At 72.4% G+C, this 16,043-nt stretch carries 14 protein-coding genes and 1 tRNA gene; 4 read left to right on the plus strand and 11 right to left on the minus strand.

The window, feature by feature from the left end; translation table 11 throughout:
- Window positions 1-15: 15 nt before the first annotated feature.
- From DEJ22_RS01765 to DEJ22_RS01805, 9 genes are all read right to left on the minus strand, one after another.
- On the minus strand, window positions 16-975 hold the full coding sequence (locus tag DEJ22_RS01765) for a helix-turn-helix transcriptional regulator (RefSeq protein WP_111226844.1): 960 nt from the start codon (window positions 973-975) through the stop codon (window positions 16-18).
- Between the two features lie 208 nt (window positions 976-1,183).
- Window positions 1,184-2,230 carry an NAD(P)-dependent alcohol dehydrogenase gene (locus tag DEJ22_RS01770; protein WP_111226843.1) on the minus strand — a complete coding sequence of 349 codons (1,047 nt, stop codon included), beginning with the start codon at window positions 2,228-2,230 and terminating at the stop codon, window positions 1,184-1,186.
- Between the two features lie 145 nt (window positions 2,231-2,375).
- On the minus strand, window positions 2,376-3,050 hold the full coding sequence (locus DEJ22_RS01775) for a DUF6766 family protein (RefSeq protein WP_111226964.1): 675 nt from the start codon (window positions 3,048-3,050) through the stop codon (window positions 2,376-2,378).
- A 90-nt stretch (window positions 3,051-3,140) separates the two neighbouring features.
- Complete coding sequence (locus tag DEJ22_RS01780) at window positions 3,141-3,542, minus strand: hypothetical protein (RefSeq protein ID WP_111226842.1); 402 nt, start codon at window positions 3,540-3,542, stop codon at window positions 3,141-3,143.
- Between the two features lie 121 nt (window positions 3,543-3,663).
- Entirely contained in the window at window positions 3,664-4,722 is a 1,059-nt protein-coding gene (locus DEJ22_RS01785; RefSeq protein ID WP_111226841.1) for a glycerate kinase, read from the minus strand.
- 38 nt (window positions 4,723-4,760) lie between these two features.
- Window positions 4,761-5,861, minus strand: coding sequence for an FAD-dependent oxidoreductase (locus DEJ22_RS01790; protein WP_111226840.1), 1,101 nt, complete (start codon window positions 5,859-5,861; stop codon window positions 4,761-4,763).
- Window positions 5,862-5,952: 91 nt separating this feature from the next.
- Entirely contained in the window at window positions 5,953-7,005 is a 1,053-nt protein-coding gene (locus DEJ22_RS01795) for a BLUF domain-containing protein (RefSeq protein ID WP_111226839.1), read from the minus strand.
- A gap of 185 nt (window positions 7,006-7,190) precedes the next feature.
- Window positions 7,191-9,110 (minus strand): IPT/TIG domain-containing protein, encoded by a 1,920-nt coding sequence (locus tag DEJ22_RS01800; protein ID WP_111226838.1) that lies wholly within the window; start codon window positions 9,108-9,110, stop codon window positions 7,191-7,193.
- Between the two features lie 388 nt (window positions 9,111-9,498).
- Window positions 9,499-9,569 (minus strand) — tRNA-Gly (locus DEJ22_RS01805).
- Between the two features lie 217 nt (window positions 9,570-9,786).
- On the opposite strand from DEJ22_RS01805, the gene DEJ22_RS01810 reads away from it, so the two are divergent.
- Both DEJ22_RS01810 and DEJ22_RS01815 read left to right on the plus strand, forming a co-directional pair.
- Window positions 9,787-10,866, plus strand: a complete 1,080-nt coding sequence (locus DEJ22_RS01810; RefSeq protein ID WP_146241735.1) for a DUF6177 family protein — start codon at window positions 9,787-9,789, stop codon at window positions 10,864-10,866.
- 1 nt (window position 10,867) lies between these two features.
- Entirely contained in the window at window positions 10,868-11,203 is a 336-nt protein-coding gene (locus tag DEJ22_RS01815) for a hypothetical protein (protein ID WP_146241734.1), read from the plus strand.
- Between the two features lie 45 nt (window positions 11,204-11,248).
- On the opposite strand, the gene DEJ22_RS01820 is transcribed toward DEJ22_RS01815, so the two are convergent.
- Together DEJ22_RS01820 and DEJ22_RS01825 are read right to left on the minus strand one after the other, a co-directional pair.
- Entirely contained in the window at window positions 11,249-13,294 is a 2,046-nt protein-coding gene (locus tag DEJ22_RS01820; RefSeq protein WP_111226835.1) for a bifunctional copper resistance protein CopD/cytochrome c oxidase assembly protein, read from the minus strand.
- Between the two features lie 73 nt (window positions 13,295-13,367).
- Complete coding sequence (locus DEJ22_RS01825; RefSeq protein WP_111226834.1) at window positions 13,368-14,459, minus strand: GNAT family N-acetyltransferase; 1,092 nt, start codon at window positions 14,457-14,459, stop codon at window positions 13,368-13,370.
- A gap of 101 nt (window positions 14,460-14,560) precedes the next feature.
- Here DEJ22_RS01825 and dcd point away from each other — a divergent pair, with 101 nt between their 5' ends.
- Window positions 14,561-15,148, plus strand: a complete 588-nt coding sequence (dcd, locus tag DEJ22_RS01830) for a dCTP deaminase (RefSeq protein WP_111226833.1) — start codon at window positions 14,561-14,563, stop codon at window positions 15,146-15,148.
- Between the two features lie 110 nt (window positions 15,149-15,258).
- Window positions 15,259-15,741, plus strand: a complete 483-nt coding sequence (locus tag DEJ22_RS15810; RefSeq protein WP_181430739.1) for a helix-turn-helix domain-containing protein — start codon at window positions 15,259-15,261, stop codon at window positions 15,739-15,741.
- The last annotated feature ends 302 nt before the right edge of the window (window positions 15,742-16,043 follow it).

A 16,043-nucleotide genomic window follows, 5' to 3' on the forward strand; every position in this document is an offset into this window, starting at 1 on the left:
CGGGGCCGCTCGGCGTCAGCGACGCAGCGTCTGCTTCGGGTACTCGCCGAACCGGCGCAGGTACTCCCCGGAGAACCGGCCCATGTGGGTGAAGCCCCAGCGGGCCGCCACCTCGGCGACGGACGCCGATCCGGGTTCGGCGCGGAGCAGGTCGTCGTGCGCGCGCCGCAGCCGGACCTCGCGCAGGTACTGCATCGGCGTCCGGTCGAGCGTCCGCTGGAACGACTCCTGCAGGCCCCGCACGCTCAGGTCGGCGGCACGGGCGATGTCGGACACCGTCAGTGGTTCGTGGGCACGGGCGTGGATGGTCTCGACGGCAGCACGCATCCGGGCGTTGCGGTGCTCGCCCCATGCTGTCGGTGCCGGTTCACCGTGGAAGCGGTACATGTCGAGCAGGGCGCGCACGACGTCGCGCTGCGACTCGTGCCACGCCAGCGACGACGCGCCCTCGTCCCGCAGCGCGCGCACCGACGACGCGACCGAGGCGCGCCAGCGCTCCACGGAGGCGGGGGTGGGCGGCGTGAACCGGTCGAACGCGAGCGTGCCGTCGACCAGGTACCGCTCGGCGGCGACGTCGAGCACGAGCTCACGGTCGAGGTGCACGAGCCGCTGGTCCCAGTCGCGGTAGTCCATGTCGAACCGCTGCTCGATGGGGAAGAGCACCGGCACGCCGTGCTCCATGCGGACGGCGTTGCGCCCGGTGTCGACGGTCGCCGATCCGGCGTCGATCCACTGGACGACGACCTCGCCCTCCACGGCGACGTCGCCGCGGAGGTTGCCGTGCATCTGGGATCGACGGATGCTCATGCGCTCGTCGCCGATCGCGACGTAGCGGTACCAGAAGTCGTCGTCGACGCGGGCGGAGTGCCAGGCCTTGCCGGCGTACATCCCGGCCAGGTCGGCGATCGCCTTGTCGGTGTCGTTGCCGGACACCGACACCAGGGAGCGGATTCCCTCGTTCGTCGTGTTGTCCATCGTTCAAGCCTCTCGCGCTCCGGGGACAGTGGCGGCGTACCGCGTGACGCGGACCGTTCGCTCGCGTTCTGCGGACAAGGCTCGCGTGGATCGCACAGGACGACGGACGGGAGGCGTGGCACCTGCTGGCACCGCGCCTCCCGTCACGTGGGTGGTTACCCGCTCCACTCGGGTGACCGGAGCCGCTGGCCTGCGGCGTACCGGCCCGTCAGGCCAGGGTGGCCGCGTCGATGACGAAGCGGTACCGGACGTCCGAGGCGAGCACGCGCTCGTAGGCCTCGTTGATGCGGTCGGCGCTGATGAGCTCGGTCTCCGGCAGGATGCCGTGCTCGGCGCAGAAGTCGAGCATCTCCTGGGTCTCGGCGATGCCACCGATGTTCGACCCGGCGAAGGTGCGACGGGCGCCGATGAGCGAGAACACCGGGACCTCGAGCGGCTCCGAGGGGGCGCCGACGTTGACGAGCGCGCCGTCGACCTTGAGCAGGCCGAGGTACGACGACAGCGGGATCTTCGCCGAGACCGTGTTGATGATGAGGTCGAACGAGCCGCGCAGGCGCTCGAACGTCTCCGGGTCCTTCGTCGCGTGGTGGGCGACCGCGCCGAAGCGCAGCGAGTCCTGCTCCTTGGCGGTGGTCTGCGACAGGACCGTCACCTCGGCGCCGAGCGCCGCGGCGATCTTGACGCCCATGTGACCGAGACCGCCGAGGCCGACGATCGCGACCTTCTTGCCCGGGCCGGCACCCCAGTGGTGCAGTGGCGAGTACAGGGTGATGCCGGCGCACAGCAGCGGTGCGACCTTCTCGATGTCGAGCGACTCGGGGACGCAGAGGACGAAGTCCTCGTTCACCACGACGGCCTCGGAGTAGCCGCCCTGGGTGATCGAGCCGTCCGCGGGGTCCTTGCTCGCGTAGGTCTGGGTGTTGCCCTCCAGGCAGTACTGCTCCTGGCCGGCACGGCACTGCTCGCACTCGCCGCAGGAGTTCACCATGCATCCGACGCCGACACGGTCGCCGACCCGGTGCTTCGTGACGTCGCTGCCGACGGCGGAGACGTGCCCGACGATCTCGTGGCCGACGACCTGCGGGTACTGGATCTGGCCCCACTCGCCGCGGACGGTGTGGATGTCCGAGTGGCAGATGCCGGCGTAGGCGATGTCGATCTCGACGTCGTTCGGGCCGAGGTCACGGCGGGTGATGGTGGTCTTGACGAGCGGCTCGGTGGCCGACGGTGCCGCGTACGCGTTGACGGTGCGCATTGGTCTCCTCGTGGGGGTGCTTCTCGGGTCGGGTGCGACCCGCACACCAGTGTGGTCCCGCGCTCCCGGGACAGGGAGGTTGCGATGGGGTCCCCCTCGTGGCGCCGCGCGGGCGCGTCGGCACGCGTGCCGCGGCGTCGCGGCGTTACCCCTCGGCACCGGTGTCGTCGTCGCGTGCACCGACCGGCTTCGACTCGGGCGAGCCGCGCTCCCGCAGGTACACCGAGAGCACGACCATGCTCCCGACGGCCAGGAACTCGGACTGCCAGTTCTGCAGTGTCCGGTTCCAGAAGTCGGCGCTGGTCACGTAGCCGGTCCAGGTGACCGGCGGCTCCAGTGACGCGAGCTGCTGCTCGTCGAAGGCGACCGTCCCCGCGACGGACTGTGCGAGCCAGGACAGCACGAACACCGACCCCATCACGACGAGGAGCGAGTGCGAGAAGAGCGCCTGGCGCAGCCCGCTGACGGCGGCCCACCGCGGGGAGTCGGGCCGGGCGGCGGTGCCCACCTCCTGGTCGCGGTCGGACTCGCGGCCGATCTGCGACGGCTCCTTCGACTCCGGGGACCCGCGTTGCACGAACCAGACGGTCGCCCAGATGTAGAGCAGGAACTGCAGGTACTCCGACTGCCAGTTCTCCGCCACGTCCGTCGAGAACGACGACGACGTGACGTACTCCGGCCAGCCGATCGGCAGGAGCCCGTCGGCGGCCTGCTCGTCGTTGAACGCGGCCCACCCGGCGAACGACTGCCCGACGAGAGCGAGCAGGAAGAGCGCCCCGAAGAACAGGCTCAGGGAGTTCTCGCGGACGAAGGAACGCACGCGCGTCACCGTCCCAGCAGCCCGACGGTCAGGGAACAGGCGAGGCCGACGGCGATCACGACCACGTACGCGATGTACACCTTCCGCATCTCAGCTCCCGTCCACCGTGCACTCGTAGGGCGCGTCGGGCACGGACCGGCACCCTGCCGCCCGCACGAGCCAGGAGTCCCCGGAGCGCGCGAGGAACACCGCGTGGTGGTCGGACTCGACGATCGCAGCCCGTCCGTACACCTGCGTGCGGCCGTCCTCGGGAGTCGGGAGGTCGAGGGTCGTCACGCCCTCGGCGCACGGGCTCCCGGTCCGGTCCTCGACGTCCGTCCGCGCGTCCGGCACGAGCAGGGCACACGCGGCGCGACCGTCCCCGTGTCGGACGTCGCGGAGGAACCGGTCGGCGGTGGCCATGGCGTCCACGCGGGTGCTGCCGCCGGCGCTGCACCCCGTCAGCGCGAGCACGAGCACGGCGGCAGCACCGGCCACGGTGGTGGTGGTCACTCGGCTCTTGGGCGTCGATCGCATGCCATCGGAGTACCGCAGCGGCGCTCGGAGGTCGCTCGGGGACCGCGTGGATCGGGCAGGACGGGCGGCGCGACCGCGGCGAGCGCCGGCGCCGTCGTCAGCCGACGAGCCGCGCCAGCCGCTGCCCCGCGATCGTCGCGAAGCGCAGCGGGTCGCGGAGGGCGTCGTCCGGCTCGCCGGTGGTCTGCGTCGCGAGCACCACGAGGGAGGCCGCGGCGTCGAAGTCGTCGAGCGGTGCCTCGACCTCGCCCGCGACCAGGAGCACCCGCGCACCCGGGGCGTGCTCCGCGGCGAGTGCGCGCACCGCCGTCGGCACCTTCCCCGCGGCGCTCTGCTCGTCGTAGCGGCCCTCGCCCGTGACCACGACGTCCGCGCCCTCGAGCAGCGTGGGCAGCTCGAGCACGTCCGCGACCGCCCGGGCTCCCGGTGCGAGCGTCGCGCCCCACGCGAGCAGCCCGAACCCGACGCCGCCCGCAGCGCCGGCACCGGGTGTCGCGGGGTCGACACCGGGGAAGCGCCGTGCCCAGTCGGCGAGCCGTTCCTCCAGGGCCGGTGCCTCCTCGGGTCCCACGCCCTTCTGCGGTCCGAACACGGCGACCGCGCCCTCGGGCCCGAGCAGTGGTGCCGTGACGTCGGTCAGCACGACGACGCCGCCCGCCGGCACGGCTCGGAGCGCGCCGCGATCGATCCCCTCGTCACGCACGACCAGTCCGAGCGCCTCGAGCACCGGGCGCCCGCCGTCCGTCGACGCGCTGCCGCCGATGCCCAGAACGAGCCCGGTCGCGCCGGCGTCGAGCGCCGCTGCGATCGCCTCGCCGAACCCCCGGCTGGTCGCCGTCCCCGGGAGCAGGTCACCGCCGAGCAGCGGCAGCCCGCTCGTCGCCGCGAGCTCGACGACCGCACGACCGTCCGGCAGCCGGAGCCAGTGGGTGTCGACCGGCGTACCGGCCGGTCCGGTCACCGTCACGGGCACGCGTTCGCTGCCCGGTACCGCCGCTGCGAAGGCGTCGATGGTGCCCTCGCCCCCGTCGGCCATCGGCACGGTGACGACGTCGTCGTCCGGTCGTTCGTCGAGCCACCCCGCGCGGACCGCCGCGGCGGTGTCGGCCGCTGACGCGGTGCCCTTCAGGGAGTCGGGAGCGATGACGACGCGCACCGCTCCACCGTAGCGGGGTGGGCGCGCGGACCCCGACGTCAGAGGGCGAAGCGCGGGTGCGGATCCCCGCCCGTCGCCAGGTCGGCGACGAGTTCGCCGAGGAGCGGCGCGAACTTGAACCCGTGCCCGGAGAACCCGGTCGCGACCGTGAGCGGGCCACGGCGGTCGACGACGAAGTCCTCGTCGGGGGTGGTGTCGTAGAGGCAGCTGATGAAGGTCGGACGGGTCGCGTCGACGCCCGGCACGTACCGAGCCACGTACGCCTGCAGCCGCTCGGCCTCGGCTGCCACCGGCAGGTGGTCGCGGGCGTCCGGGTCGACGACCGGCCCGGTACCGTGGAAGCCGACCTTGACCCCCTCGCCGGGCGTGAGGAGTCCGTACACGTCGTCGCCGTCGGCCCAGTGCACGAACGACGGCCACGCCTGGTCCGGCAGGCGGCTGGGGAAGTGCGCGGGTTGCTCCTGCGTGACACGGACGGCCGGGAGGCGCGCCCCGCGTTCCGCGAGCACCCCACCCACCAGCGTGGGCGCCCAGGACCCCACGGCGGCCACGACGCTCCGCGCGCGGACCGCGGTGTCGTCGCCGAGCACGACGGTGAGGTCGTCGCCGTGGTCCTCGATGCCGACGACCCGCGTGTCGAACCGGAGCTCGGCGAGGCCCGTCCGCTCGGCCAGGGTGAGGAAGAGCTCGATCGCGGCGGCGGAGCGGATGCGTCCGGCCGTCGCGTGCGTCAGGACGTGGCCCTCGAAGGCGATGCCGGGCCAGCGGGCCGCGGCGTCCTGCGGGGTGAGTGTCTCGTGGGCGATGCCCGCGTCGGACAGCGCTGCGGCGATCGCGTCGACGACCTCGGGGCGGCCGTGGTCGACGGCGCCCGTCCGGTCGAGCAGCGTCGTGCCGGACGTCGCCTCGAGTGCCTCCCAGAGCGCCAGTGCCCGGGTCGTCAGCGCGACGTACTCCGGGTCCGTGTAGCCCTGCCGGAAGATGCGGGTCGCGCCGTGCGACGAGCCCTCGTGGTGCCCGCGCCCGTGCTGCTCGACGAGCAGGACACGCTCGCCGCGTGCGGTCAGCGCGTGCGCCGTCGCGGCCCCGACGACCCCGCCGCCGATGACCAGGTGTCCGTCGAGCCGGGTGTCGTCCATCCCGGCAGCGTAGTGGCCCGGCCCGGTCAGCCGACCGGCACCGTCTCCCGGCGCTCCTGCTGCCACGCGGCGGCCGGAGCGGCGCTCTCCGCTACCGGGTGCCCGCGACCGGGATGTCCCAGTAGGTGGGCTGCTCGTACTGCTCGGACCAGCCGCGCCGCATCCGGGTCGCCGCCCGGTCGAAGGCGTCGACCACGTCGGTGTCGTCGGTGAGGAGCGCCTGCAGGCGGAGCCCGTCGTAGAGCGCGAGCAGCTGCTGCGACCCGCGCACCGGGTCCATGGTCGCGGGCTCCCGGCCGGTCCGGACGTCCTCGGCGAGCGCGTGGCGGACCACCTCGCGGAACTCCCGGTACGCGGACCGGTAGTAGTCGGCGCCGTCGGCGGAGGGGTCGGTCGCGACGGTGAGGCTCGACGCGACCAGCCGCATGAGCGCCGGCTCCTCGGCGTGCGCCGCGAGCAGGGCGTGCAGGTACGCGACCGTGCCCTTCTCGGCGGCGAGCGGCTGCAACGGTATCGAGACGGCACGGGTCCAGCGCATCACGGTCGCCGCCAGCAGTGCGTGCCGGCTCGGGAAGAGCTCGGTGATCTGCGCGGTCGTCATCCCGCAGCGCTCGGCGACCGCCTCGACGGAGAACCGGGACACGCCGCCGTCGTGGATGACGGCGATGGCCCCGTTGATCGCGCGGGTCTTCGGCGCCTCGTCGGCGATGGTCTGCTGCGACGTGAGGGGTGCGAGCGGGTGCTTGCGGAACCACTCGAGCAGCCCCTTCGCGCGGGATGCCGCGCCGCTGGGGTCGGTGGGACGGCCCGGCGCGAAGAGGTCGCTGAACCCCGGGACCTCCTGCATGAGGGGGTCGAGGGACTGGAACGCCATCGACCAGTCGGGGAAGGACCGCTGCTGGATCGTCTCGTCGAGCAGGACCCGGACGTTCGTGTGCCGGGGGTCGGCCCGGACCTGCTCGAACCGGGCGTGCACGACGTCGTCCTCGCCCTCGAGGATCCCGATGCAGTTGTCGCCCTTGTGCGCGAGCATCCCGGTCACGCCGAGTCGCGTGTTCTTCTCGCGGCCGACGGCGAGGATCTGCGCGAGCTCCGAGTCCGTGATCGGACGGGTCTGCGTGCTGGTGTAGACGAGTGAGCGCATCTGCTTTCTCCTTGTTGCACGGAGCGCGGTGCTCCCGGTCCGAGTCAAGACGGCTGCGCGCCGTCGGGCAAGCCCCACGTTCGGGAACCGGAGCGTGCCGCCCGGTGCCGACGACGACGAGGGCCGGGTCCGCACGTCTCGTGCGGACCCGGCCCTCGCAGCAGGTGACCGGCGCGGGTCGCTGGTCAGGCCTGTCGACGGCGCCGCGATCCGATGACCGCCGTCACCGCGCCCAGCACGAGCAGCACGATCGCCGTCAGGATGCCGGAGCGCGGGTCCGAGCCGGTGAAGGCGAGGGCGCCGGACGTCCCGGTGCCGCTGCCGTCACCGACGGTGACCGTGGTGCCACCGGTCCCACCGGCGGTGCCGTCGCCGACCACGACGTACTCGAACGCCAGGTCGTCGCTCGTGCCGCCCGGGGTGCTGACGGTGATCGCCGTCGTGCCCTCGTCGCACGCCGGCGTGGTGAACGTCAGCGCGGTGCCGTCGTCCGAGACCGTGACGTCGGCCGGGTCGATGGTGACCCCGCAGATCGTGACGGTGGTCGCTCCCGGCACGAAGCCGTCACCGTCGACGGTCACGGTCGTGCCGCCGGTCGTCGGGCCCGAACCGGGGGTGGCGCCGGTGACCGCGGGGACGGGCAGGTAGGCGTAGGCGTCCTCGGCCACGGTGGTGCCGCCCGGACCGGTCACGGCCACGTCCGCCGTGCCGACGGTGCCTGCGGGCGTGGTGACGGTGACGGACGTGTCGGTCGGCTCGCCGACGATGGTCGCGGGGGCGCCGTCGAAGGTGACCTCGGTGGTGCCGGCCAGGTCGGTGCCGCTGATCACGACCGTCTGACCGCCAGCGGTCGGTCCGGAGGCGGGGGTCACCCCGGTGACGGTCGCCGCGGCAGCCGGCGCCACGTACCGGAACTGCGTCGGGGCGGTGAGCGTGGTGTCGCCCGGGAACCCGACCGTGACGTCCACGAGCCCGGTGCCGGCCGGTGACGTCACGACGATCGTCGTCCCGTCCTCGGACACGGACTGCACCTCGGCGAGGGTGTCCCCGAAGCGGACCTCGTCGGCGGCCTGCAGGCCCGTGCCGGTGATGGTCACGGCCGTGCCGCCGGCGGTCGGGCCCTCGGTGGGCGAGAGCGCGGTGACCGTCGGTGCGACGTACACGTAGGGCAGGCTGTCCGACGATCCGCCGCTCGTGACGACCGCGGTGGTCGCACCGGCGGCCCCCGCGGGCGTCACCGCGGTGAGCGACGTGCCGTCGTCCGCGACGGTGACCCCGGTGGCGGGGACGCCCCCGAACGTGACCGTCGTGTCGTCCCCGAAGCCGTCGCCCGTGATGGTCACGGTCTGGCCGCCGGTGGTGGGGCCGGTGCCCGGGGTGATGTCGGTGACCGTGACCGGCGCCGCGGCGGCGGTCGGGGTCTCGCAGTTCGCCTGCGCCAGCACCACGGTGGCGACGGCGTCGTCGACCAGGGTGACGCCGGCGACGGTGCCGTCGAGCGTGACGGTGGCGAGGACCGAGGTCGCGGCGGCGGTCGTGGCCGTGGTGGTCGTCGTGCGGACCAGGTCGACCGTCAGGGTGACGCCGGCCAGGGCGCCGGTGAGTGCCGTCGAGCTCGAGACGGTGGGCGTGTCCGCGTCGAGCGTCACCGTCTGGCCGAGCACGGTGAGCCCGGTGAGCAGGGCGTCGCTCGTCGGGGTGCCGCCGACCGGGCACGTCGCGGTGGCGGTCGCGGCGTCGGCGGTGAGCACGTCGAGGCCGAGGAGCTCGATCGAGGCGCCGGCGATGTCGGCGGACGCGGTCGACCGGGTGGCGTCGCTGCTCGCGGAGGTCGAGACGACGTCCGCCCCGATGTCGGCGACCGCTGCCTGCACGAGCGTCGAGGCGTCACCGTCGAACGCGTCCGTGCCCGAACCGGCGACGGAGACGGCTCCGGCGGACACGTCGGCGGTGAGCCCGACGAGGCCGGCGAGGTCGGGTACCGCGACGTCCGCACTGATCCCGACCGCTGCCGCGTCCCCCGGTGCCGCTGCCGCGGGGCTGGCGACCACGAGGGCGCCTCCCAGTGCGGTCCCGGCGGCGACGGACATCGCTGCGAACCGCATTGCCGAGCGTCGTTGCATGGCGTTCCTTCCGTTGGAGGTTCTGTTGCAGCGGAAGCTAGGCGTCCGTACCGGGCTGGTTCGACCCTCGTTCGGGGGGATGGACGGCGCACACAAAGCTGTAGAACCCCTCAGTTCCGGGCGTTGACGCGCTCCAGACGAACCGGCCGGACCGAGCACGGGATCGACGATCCGCGCTCTGCGGATTGCGCGCCGGGGACAGTCACGCGGCCGTCGACGACGAGCGGACGCACATCCACCGGCACGAGCCTTCCCGTGCGACTCGGAGCATCGCGCTCTGGCGGCCGGTCTCCACGCTGCTGTGACGCGACGATGCGGTGGCCCGCGCACAGCGGGTGCGCACCGGCGACCGGGCGTGATGAGGAATCGGAGCGAGTGACGGGAATCGAACCCGCGCTACCAGCTTGGGAAGCTGGAGTTCTACCATTGAACTACACTCGCGCATCCCGTCGGACGGGACGCGGCAAGCCTAGCGGATTCTCCGCTGGACGCCAGCCGAACGCGCGCCGCACGGTCCGTGGCGGCGGCGATCCGTGCCTCCAGGCCGGTGCGACGCGGTCGCCGTGTCTCCCCTGTGAGGTCCCCTGGCTGACGGACACGTGTCGTCGCCGTGTGTACCGTCCAGGGGGTTCCGACGCCCTACCCGGAGGAGGACCGGATGGTCAGGCATCCCCTCATCGACGACGTGGTCGGCCCCGCCATAGTGGTCCGCTCCGCCTCGCCGGTCGTGTGGCTGACGGACTCGCTCGCCTCACTGCTGCGTCGGGCATCCGAGTCGGGGCGCACGGTCGTGCTCCGCACCGGCCGGGAGGCGGCGCTCACCCCCGCCCTGCGGCACGCGCTGGGTGCACACCAGGCCGGGTGGGCCGTGGACGAGGCCGACGGCTCGCTGCGGGACGGTCGCACCGGCGTTGCGGCGTCGGGCATCGAGGACTTCGTGCGCCGCGGGCCCGAGCTCGTCGGCGCACCGGCACCGGGGCACCCGGTGGCGCCGGACTCGGTCCGGCAGATCAGCATCGACCTGACGTTGCGGCACCACACGGACCGCGCGGTCGACATCGGCACCGCGATCGAGGCCCTGTGCGACGCCGTCGGCACCCGCCCGGAGCAGTGGGGCACGAGCGAGCCGCTGACGCTGCCGTGGGACCGATGGGTCGTCACGCAGTACGCCAAGCACGAGGCGCCGGGCGTCTCGACCTCGTACGCCGTCGGCGACGGGTTCTCGGCGACGATGACCGCGCACCTGCTCGACGGCGTCGTCGTGGAGACGATGTCCGCCGTGCTGACGATCCCGGAGGACGGGGCCGACCCGGCGCTCGCGTCGCGGCTGCTCGATGCCGTGCAGCGCGTCGCGGACCAGGTCGAGCCGGTCTTCGGCGTGGTCATGCAGCGCCGTGGCGACGCCGACCACCTGGTGCGCGCGGTGTCGCACAGCGAGCCGGAACCACTCGCGGTGGTGGTCGGTGCCGAGGCCACGGAGCTCCTCGACCGCAGCGGCGCGTGGCCGCCGCCGCGGACCACGACCTCGGTGTTCGGCAGGGGCGGGCTCGTCGTGCGCTTCGACGACGGGTGGGAGGCGCTCGAGGCGTTCCTCGACCGCATCGACGAGGACCGCTTCCTGCAGCTCGTCGGCGGTGCTCCGCTCGATCCCGCGCACGACGAGGGCACGCTGGACGGCCACGACCGCAGCGCACGTGCCGGCTCCGGCCGGACGACGGGCGGTCCGGGTGCCGCGTGACGTGACGCTCCTCTGCCGCGGGCCGGTGGAGACCCGGGACGTCGCCGAGGCGCTGCTGCTGCACGACGAGACGTGGGGTGTCCGTGCGCTGGACGACGGCCCGGTGCTGCAGGTGTGCCGTGACGCGTCGCGCCCGGTGATCACGGTGCTCGGCGTGCGGCGCGTGGAGTCACTGGACGAGGTCCGGCGGGTCCTGCCGGACGCCCCGGCACTCGGGACGCCGCTCTGGTGGGTGGACACCGTGACGCCGTTCGGGCCGGAGGGCGAGGCGGGGGTCACCGCGGCGCTCGAGGCCTCGATGGAGCTCGACGCGGTCTGCATCGTCCACGGCGACTGACCGGACGCAGCGCCCGGTCGTGGCCCGATGTCGGGGGGACCGGCGTCAGTCGCGCTTGCTCATCGCGGCGAGCCGCTCGTTGTACGCCTTGAGGTCGGCGTCGCCGTCGCGCTCGGCCTTGCGGTCGAGGCGCTTCGCGTCGCGCTTGTCGGTCCGCACCCAGTTGCGCACCACGAGCAGCGCGACGAACACCATCGGCAGCTCCGACGCACCCCAGGCGATGCCGCCGCCGATGTGCTGGTCGTCGAGCAGTGCCCGGTCGTCGGTCTGCCCGAGGGCGTGGAACCAGTCGGCGGCGAACACCGACTGCGACGTCATCACGGCGACGCCGAAGAAGGCGTGGAAGGCCAGGGTGGCCAGCAGCGCGATGATGAGGATCGGGTACTGCGGACGCTTCGGCCCCGGGTCGACGCCGACGAACACCCAGAAGAACAGGTAGCCGCTGAACACGAAGTGCACGACCATCACGACGTGCCACTCGTGCGACTGCATGGCGTACTGGAACGCGGGCGTGAAGTAGAACACCACGAGGGACCCGGCGAAGATGACACCGGCGACCGCGGGCTTCGCGAGGAACTGCATGTACCGCGAGTGCGTGAAGAGCATGAGCCACTCACGGGCGCCGCGGGAGCCGTCGTTCCGCACCGGCAGCGTGCGCAGGGCGAGCAGCACCGGGCCGCCGAGCACGAGCGGCAGCGGCACGAACATCATGAGCAGCATGTGCTGGAGCATGTGCGACGAGAAGTGCACCATGCCGTAGACCGCGGGGCCCGCCGAGGTGGTCCAGATGAACAGCGCGCAGCCGAGCACCCAGGCGATGGTCCGGCCGACCGGCCAGGTGTCGCCGCGCTGCTTGAGCTTGCGCACCGACAGCAGGTACCAGCCGGCACCGACGACCGCGACGGCGAGGTAGACCCAGTCGATGTGCCACTGCGTCAGGTAGGTCTGCACGGTCTGCGCCGGCGGGTACGTGTAGCCGAGCAGGCCGGAACGGGTGTCCTGGCCGGTCTCGGGCGTCTGGGGGATCGGCGGCTGCGAGCGGGACACGGCGACCGAGACGCCGATGGCCACGGCCATGAAGACGATCTCGGCCAGGGCGAACCGCACGAAGAGCTTCCGGTCGAGCGGTGCGCGCAGGAGCCCGGGCACGAGCTTCCGGCGCTGCGCGACCCCGGCGAGCCCGAGCAGCACGAGGATGACCGCCTTGACCGTGATGAGCCAGCCGTACGTCGTCGTGACGAGGTCGGCCGGACCGGTCAGGCGCAACGAGGCGTTGACGATGCCGGAGAACGCGACCGCGGCGAAGGCCCAGCCTGCGAGCGTCGAGTAGCGGGCGACGACGCGTCCGGTGGCGCCCTTCGTGCGGGTGCGCAGGAGCAGCACGGCGACGAGCCCGCCGGCCCAGACGCACACCGCGACCAGGTGCACGGCGAGCGAGTTGACGGCGTTCGCGTGCTCGAGCGCTCCGGCGGCGTGGCCGGACAGGGCGAGCGGCAGCAGTGCGAAGAGCCCGGCGACGGTCGCGACCGCGAGCGTGGTGGCCCGGGTGGCGAAGGCCGCGACGAGCGTGGCGACCAGGATCGCGGCGGCGGAGACGACGAGCGCCTGCCCGATCTCGACCTGGAACGCGAACAGCAGGAAGTTCCGGGCGAACACCGGGCTGGTGAGCGGCACACCGAGCGTGTTCGCGCCCGTCAGCACGATGCCGACGACGGCGGCCAGGAACCAGACGGAGCCCGCCGCGGCAGCCCACCGCGCGGCCCGGTGCTGGACGCTCGACATGGCGCCGTGGTCCTGCTTCTTCGCCGGCAGCGCGAACGCCGCGACGATGAGCAGGCCGATCGTCAGCGCGGCCGTGGTGTCGTGCACGACCCGGGCGACGGGCAGGCCGTACTCGACCAGGTCACCGGCCGACACGAGCTGCTGCGACGCCGTGAACGCGCCGGTCACGGTCATGCCGAGCACGGCGCACGCCACGGCGAGCGGGATCGCGATGACCAGGACCGTCGCGACGGTGGTGGAGCGCGCGGAGGTGGGGGCGGGGTCGGGTGCCGTGTCCCCGGGCTGCGTGGCGGCTGACGTGACGGTCATGACCGTCCAATGGTAGGTCCGCCGCCTGACACCCCGATCCCAGTCCGGGAGCGGCCGGACCCGCCCGACGGCGTCAGTCCCGGTGCTCCCAGATGCCCTCGCTGCCCACCCCGACGAACCCGACCGCCTCGTTGACGTCGAGCATCGGCCGGTTCTCCTCGGCGTTGAAGGTGACGATCGACGGTCGCCCCGGGAAGTCCCGTTCGATGGTCTCGATCCCGACCACCTTGAGCAGCCACCCGAGCCGGTGTCCGCGGTGCTCGCGGAGCACGAGCGTGTCCCACTGCATCACCGCCCGACCAGGCGCATCTGAGATCTTGATCTGACTGAAACCAGCCAAGGTGGTGCTCTCGACGTGCTCCACTGCGATGGTCAGCATGGTGTGCGGGCCGCTCGCGAACTGCTCCTCGGTCTCCCGGACGCGGTCTGCCGTCCAGACGTCCTCGGGCTCCTGCATGTCACCCTCGGGGGCGTCGGTGCTCATCCGGGTGTGGAGCAGGGCGAGGCCGTCCAGCCACCGCTCGGGCGTCGCACCGGTCCAGGTGTGCACGCGGTACCCGGGGCCGGCCGCCGTCGCCGCGCGCTCGTGCAGCTCGCGCACGACCGACGCGTCGGCGGGGAGTCCGAGCCGACTGATCCGGTTGACCTGCCCGAACCGCCACCCGCGGCCGGTCAGGAACCGCACGCCGGCCTCGTCCGCGGGCACGGCGCCGAAGCCCGTCGGTGCCGGGACGTACCCGGGTCCGTCCGCGGGGCCGACCTGGCGCGAGACGGCGTACGTCTTCCACTGTGTGCGCCCCTCGGACCGGGCGACCCCCTCGAGGTGGTCGGCCAGCAGGGTGCCGATGCCGCGGCGCTGCCGGTCGGGCCGGACCCCGAGCGACAGCCAGCAGTTCGTCGTGCCCGGTTCGGTCTTCGAGTCGTACGCCCCGGACGCCACGACCTCGCCGTCGGCGTCACGCACGACGAACAGGCGGCTCGGTGCGCCGGGTTCGCGGCACATGGGCAGGGCCTCGGCGGGCGTCCAGGACAGCTCGGGCAGCCCGTGCACGGCGACCTCGGCCGCGTCGGACACCGCGAGCCAGTCGCAGAACGCCCGCACCCGCTCGGGGTCGTCGTCCATCGCCGTCGGCACGACGAGTTCCTCGACGCTGTACGTGGTCACGATGCTCCCTGCGGTCGACCGGTGGGACGGCCGTCGTCCGCCGCCCGGCAGGGCAGCCTCGCAGCATATCGGCGGGCACACCCTGCCGCTAGGCTTCCTGCGTGCTGCTCTCCGACCGCGACATCACCGCCCAGCTCGCCGAGGGCCGGATCGGGCTCGACCCGTACGACCCCTCGCTCGTCCAGCCGTCGAGCATCGACGTCCGGCTCGACAAGTACTTCCGGCTGTTCGACAACCACAAGTACCCGCACATCGACCCGGCCGAGGACCAGCCCGAGCTCACCCGCCTGGTCGAGACCGACCCGGACGAGGCGTTCGTGCTGCACCCGGGGGAGTTCGTCCTCGGCTCGACCTTCGAGGTCGTCACGCTGCCCGACGACATCGCCGCGCGGCTCGAGGGCAAGAGCTCGCTCGGCCGTCTCGGCCTCCTGACGCACTCGACGGCCGGCTTCATCGACCCGGGCTTCTCCGGCCACGTCACCCTCGAGCTGTCGAACGTCGCCACCCTGCCGATCAAGCTCTGGCCGGGCATGAAGATCGGCCAGCTCTGCTTCTTCCAGCTGTCGAGTCCGGCGGAGAAGCCGTACGGCTCGGCTGAGTACCAGTCTCGCTACCAGGGGCAGCGCGGCCCGACGCCGTCGCGCTCAGCGCTGAACTTCCACCGCGCGGACGTCTCGCAGCGCGACTGATCGGAGCCCGTCGGGCAGGGCGCGTGCCCGACCACCCCTCCGCGGCGCCAGCCCCGACCCTTGATGTACCACCGCGCAGCGAAATGTCGCACTCTGTGTATCGTTGTTGCATGGACAAAGCACCGACCCGTGCACCGCAGCCGGTGGTGGCGTCTGAGATCATCCGCGACGCCCGGCTGCGCGCCGCACTGACGCAGGTGCAGCTCGCCGTTTGCGCCGGAATCACGCAGAGCGCGGTTAGCACCTACGAGAACGGTCGTCGGCAACCCTCGCTCGTGATGCGGCAGAGGCTTGCTCGCGCAGCGGGCTTTGAGGTGGCGGTTACCCTTCTGTGGCGTCGCCGCCGCCACTTCTGTGATGCTGGCTCTTCGCGATGCCGGAAGACCGCAGGTCACTCTGATGAAGCGAAGCTGGCCCGAGCCCTCAATCAGCCACGCAGCCGGGCGCGTTGTGCAGCTGTCGTTTTCTCTGGCAACCCTGGACGGATGGAAGGATCGTCTTGCCCTTGCTGGTACAGGGACTATGCAGAAGAACTGCTCGAGGTGACAGTCGAGGTGCTCGGCCCAGGAAGGCGCAGAGCCGGATGCTGCTGATTGCTGACCAAAGCAGTGGCGGCTCGACCGCGCGTACCTGTGCACAACAGCCATCATCCACATCTATCAGCTTCTGCCTCGCCAGAGTCGCAACTTGTGGCTGAATAGGCGCATGCTACATGAATGGGAAGTTGGGAACCTTACTTGCATCTGCTTACAGCGCATGCACGCTATTGAATCAGGTTGGATTTGCCGAGACTGCGGCGTTTTTGTGATGGCGGAGGCCGCTCGAACTTTCGCAGAGATTCGAGCCCAGCATCGACCTGTGACATGAACAAGTAGGGACGGCCGCCCTCCTCTCC

Origin of the sequence: Curtobacterium sp. MCSS17_007 (assembly GCF_003234175.2) — a bacterium.
Lineage (GTDB): Bacteria > Actinomycetota > Actinomycetes > Actinomycetales > Microbacteriaceae > Curtobacterium.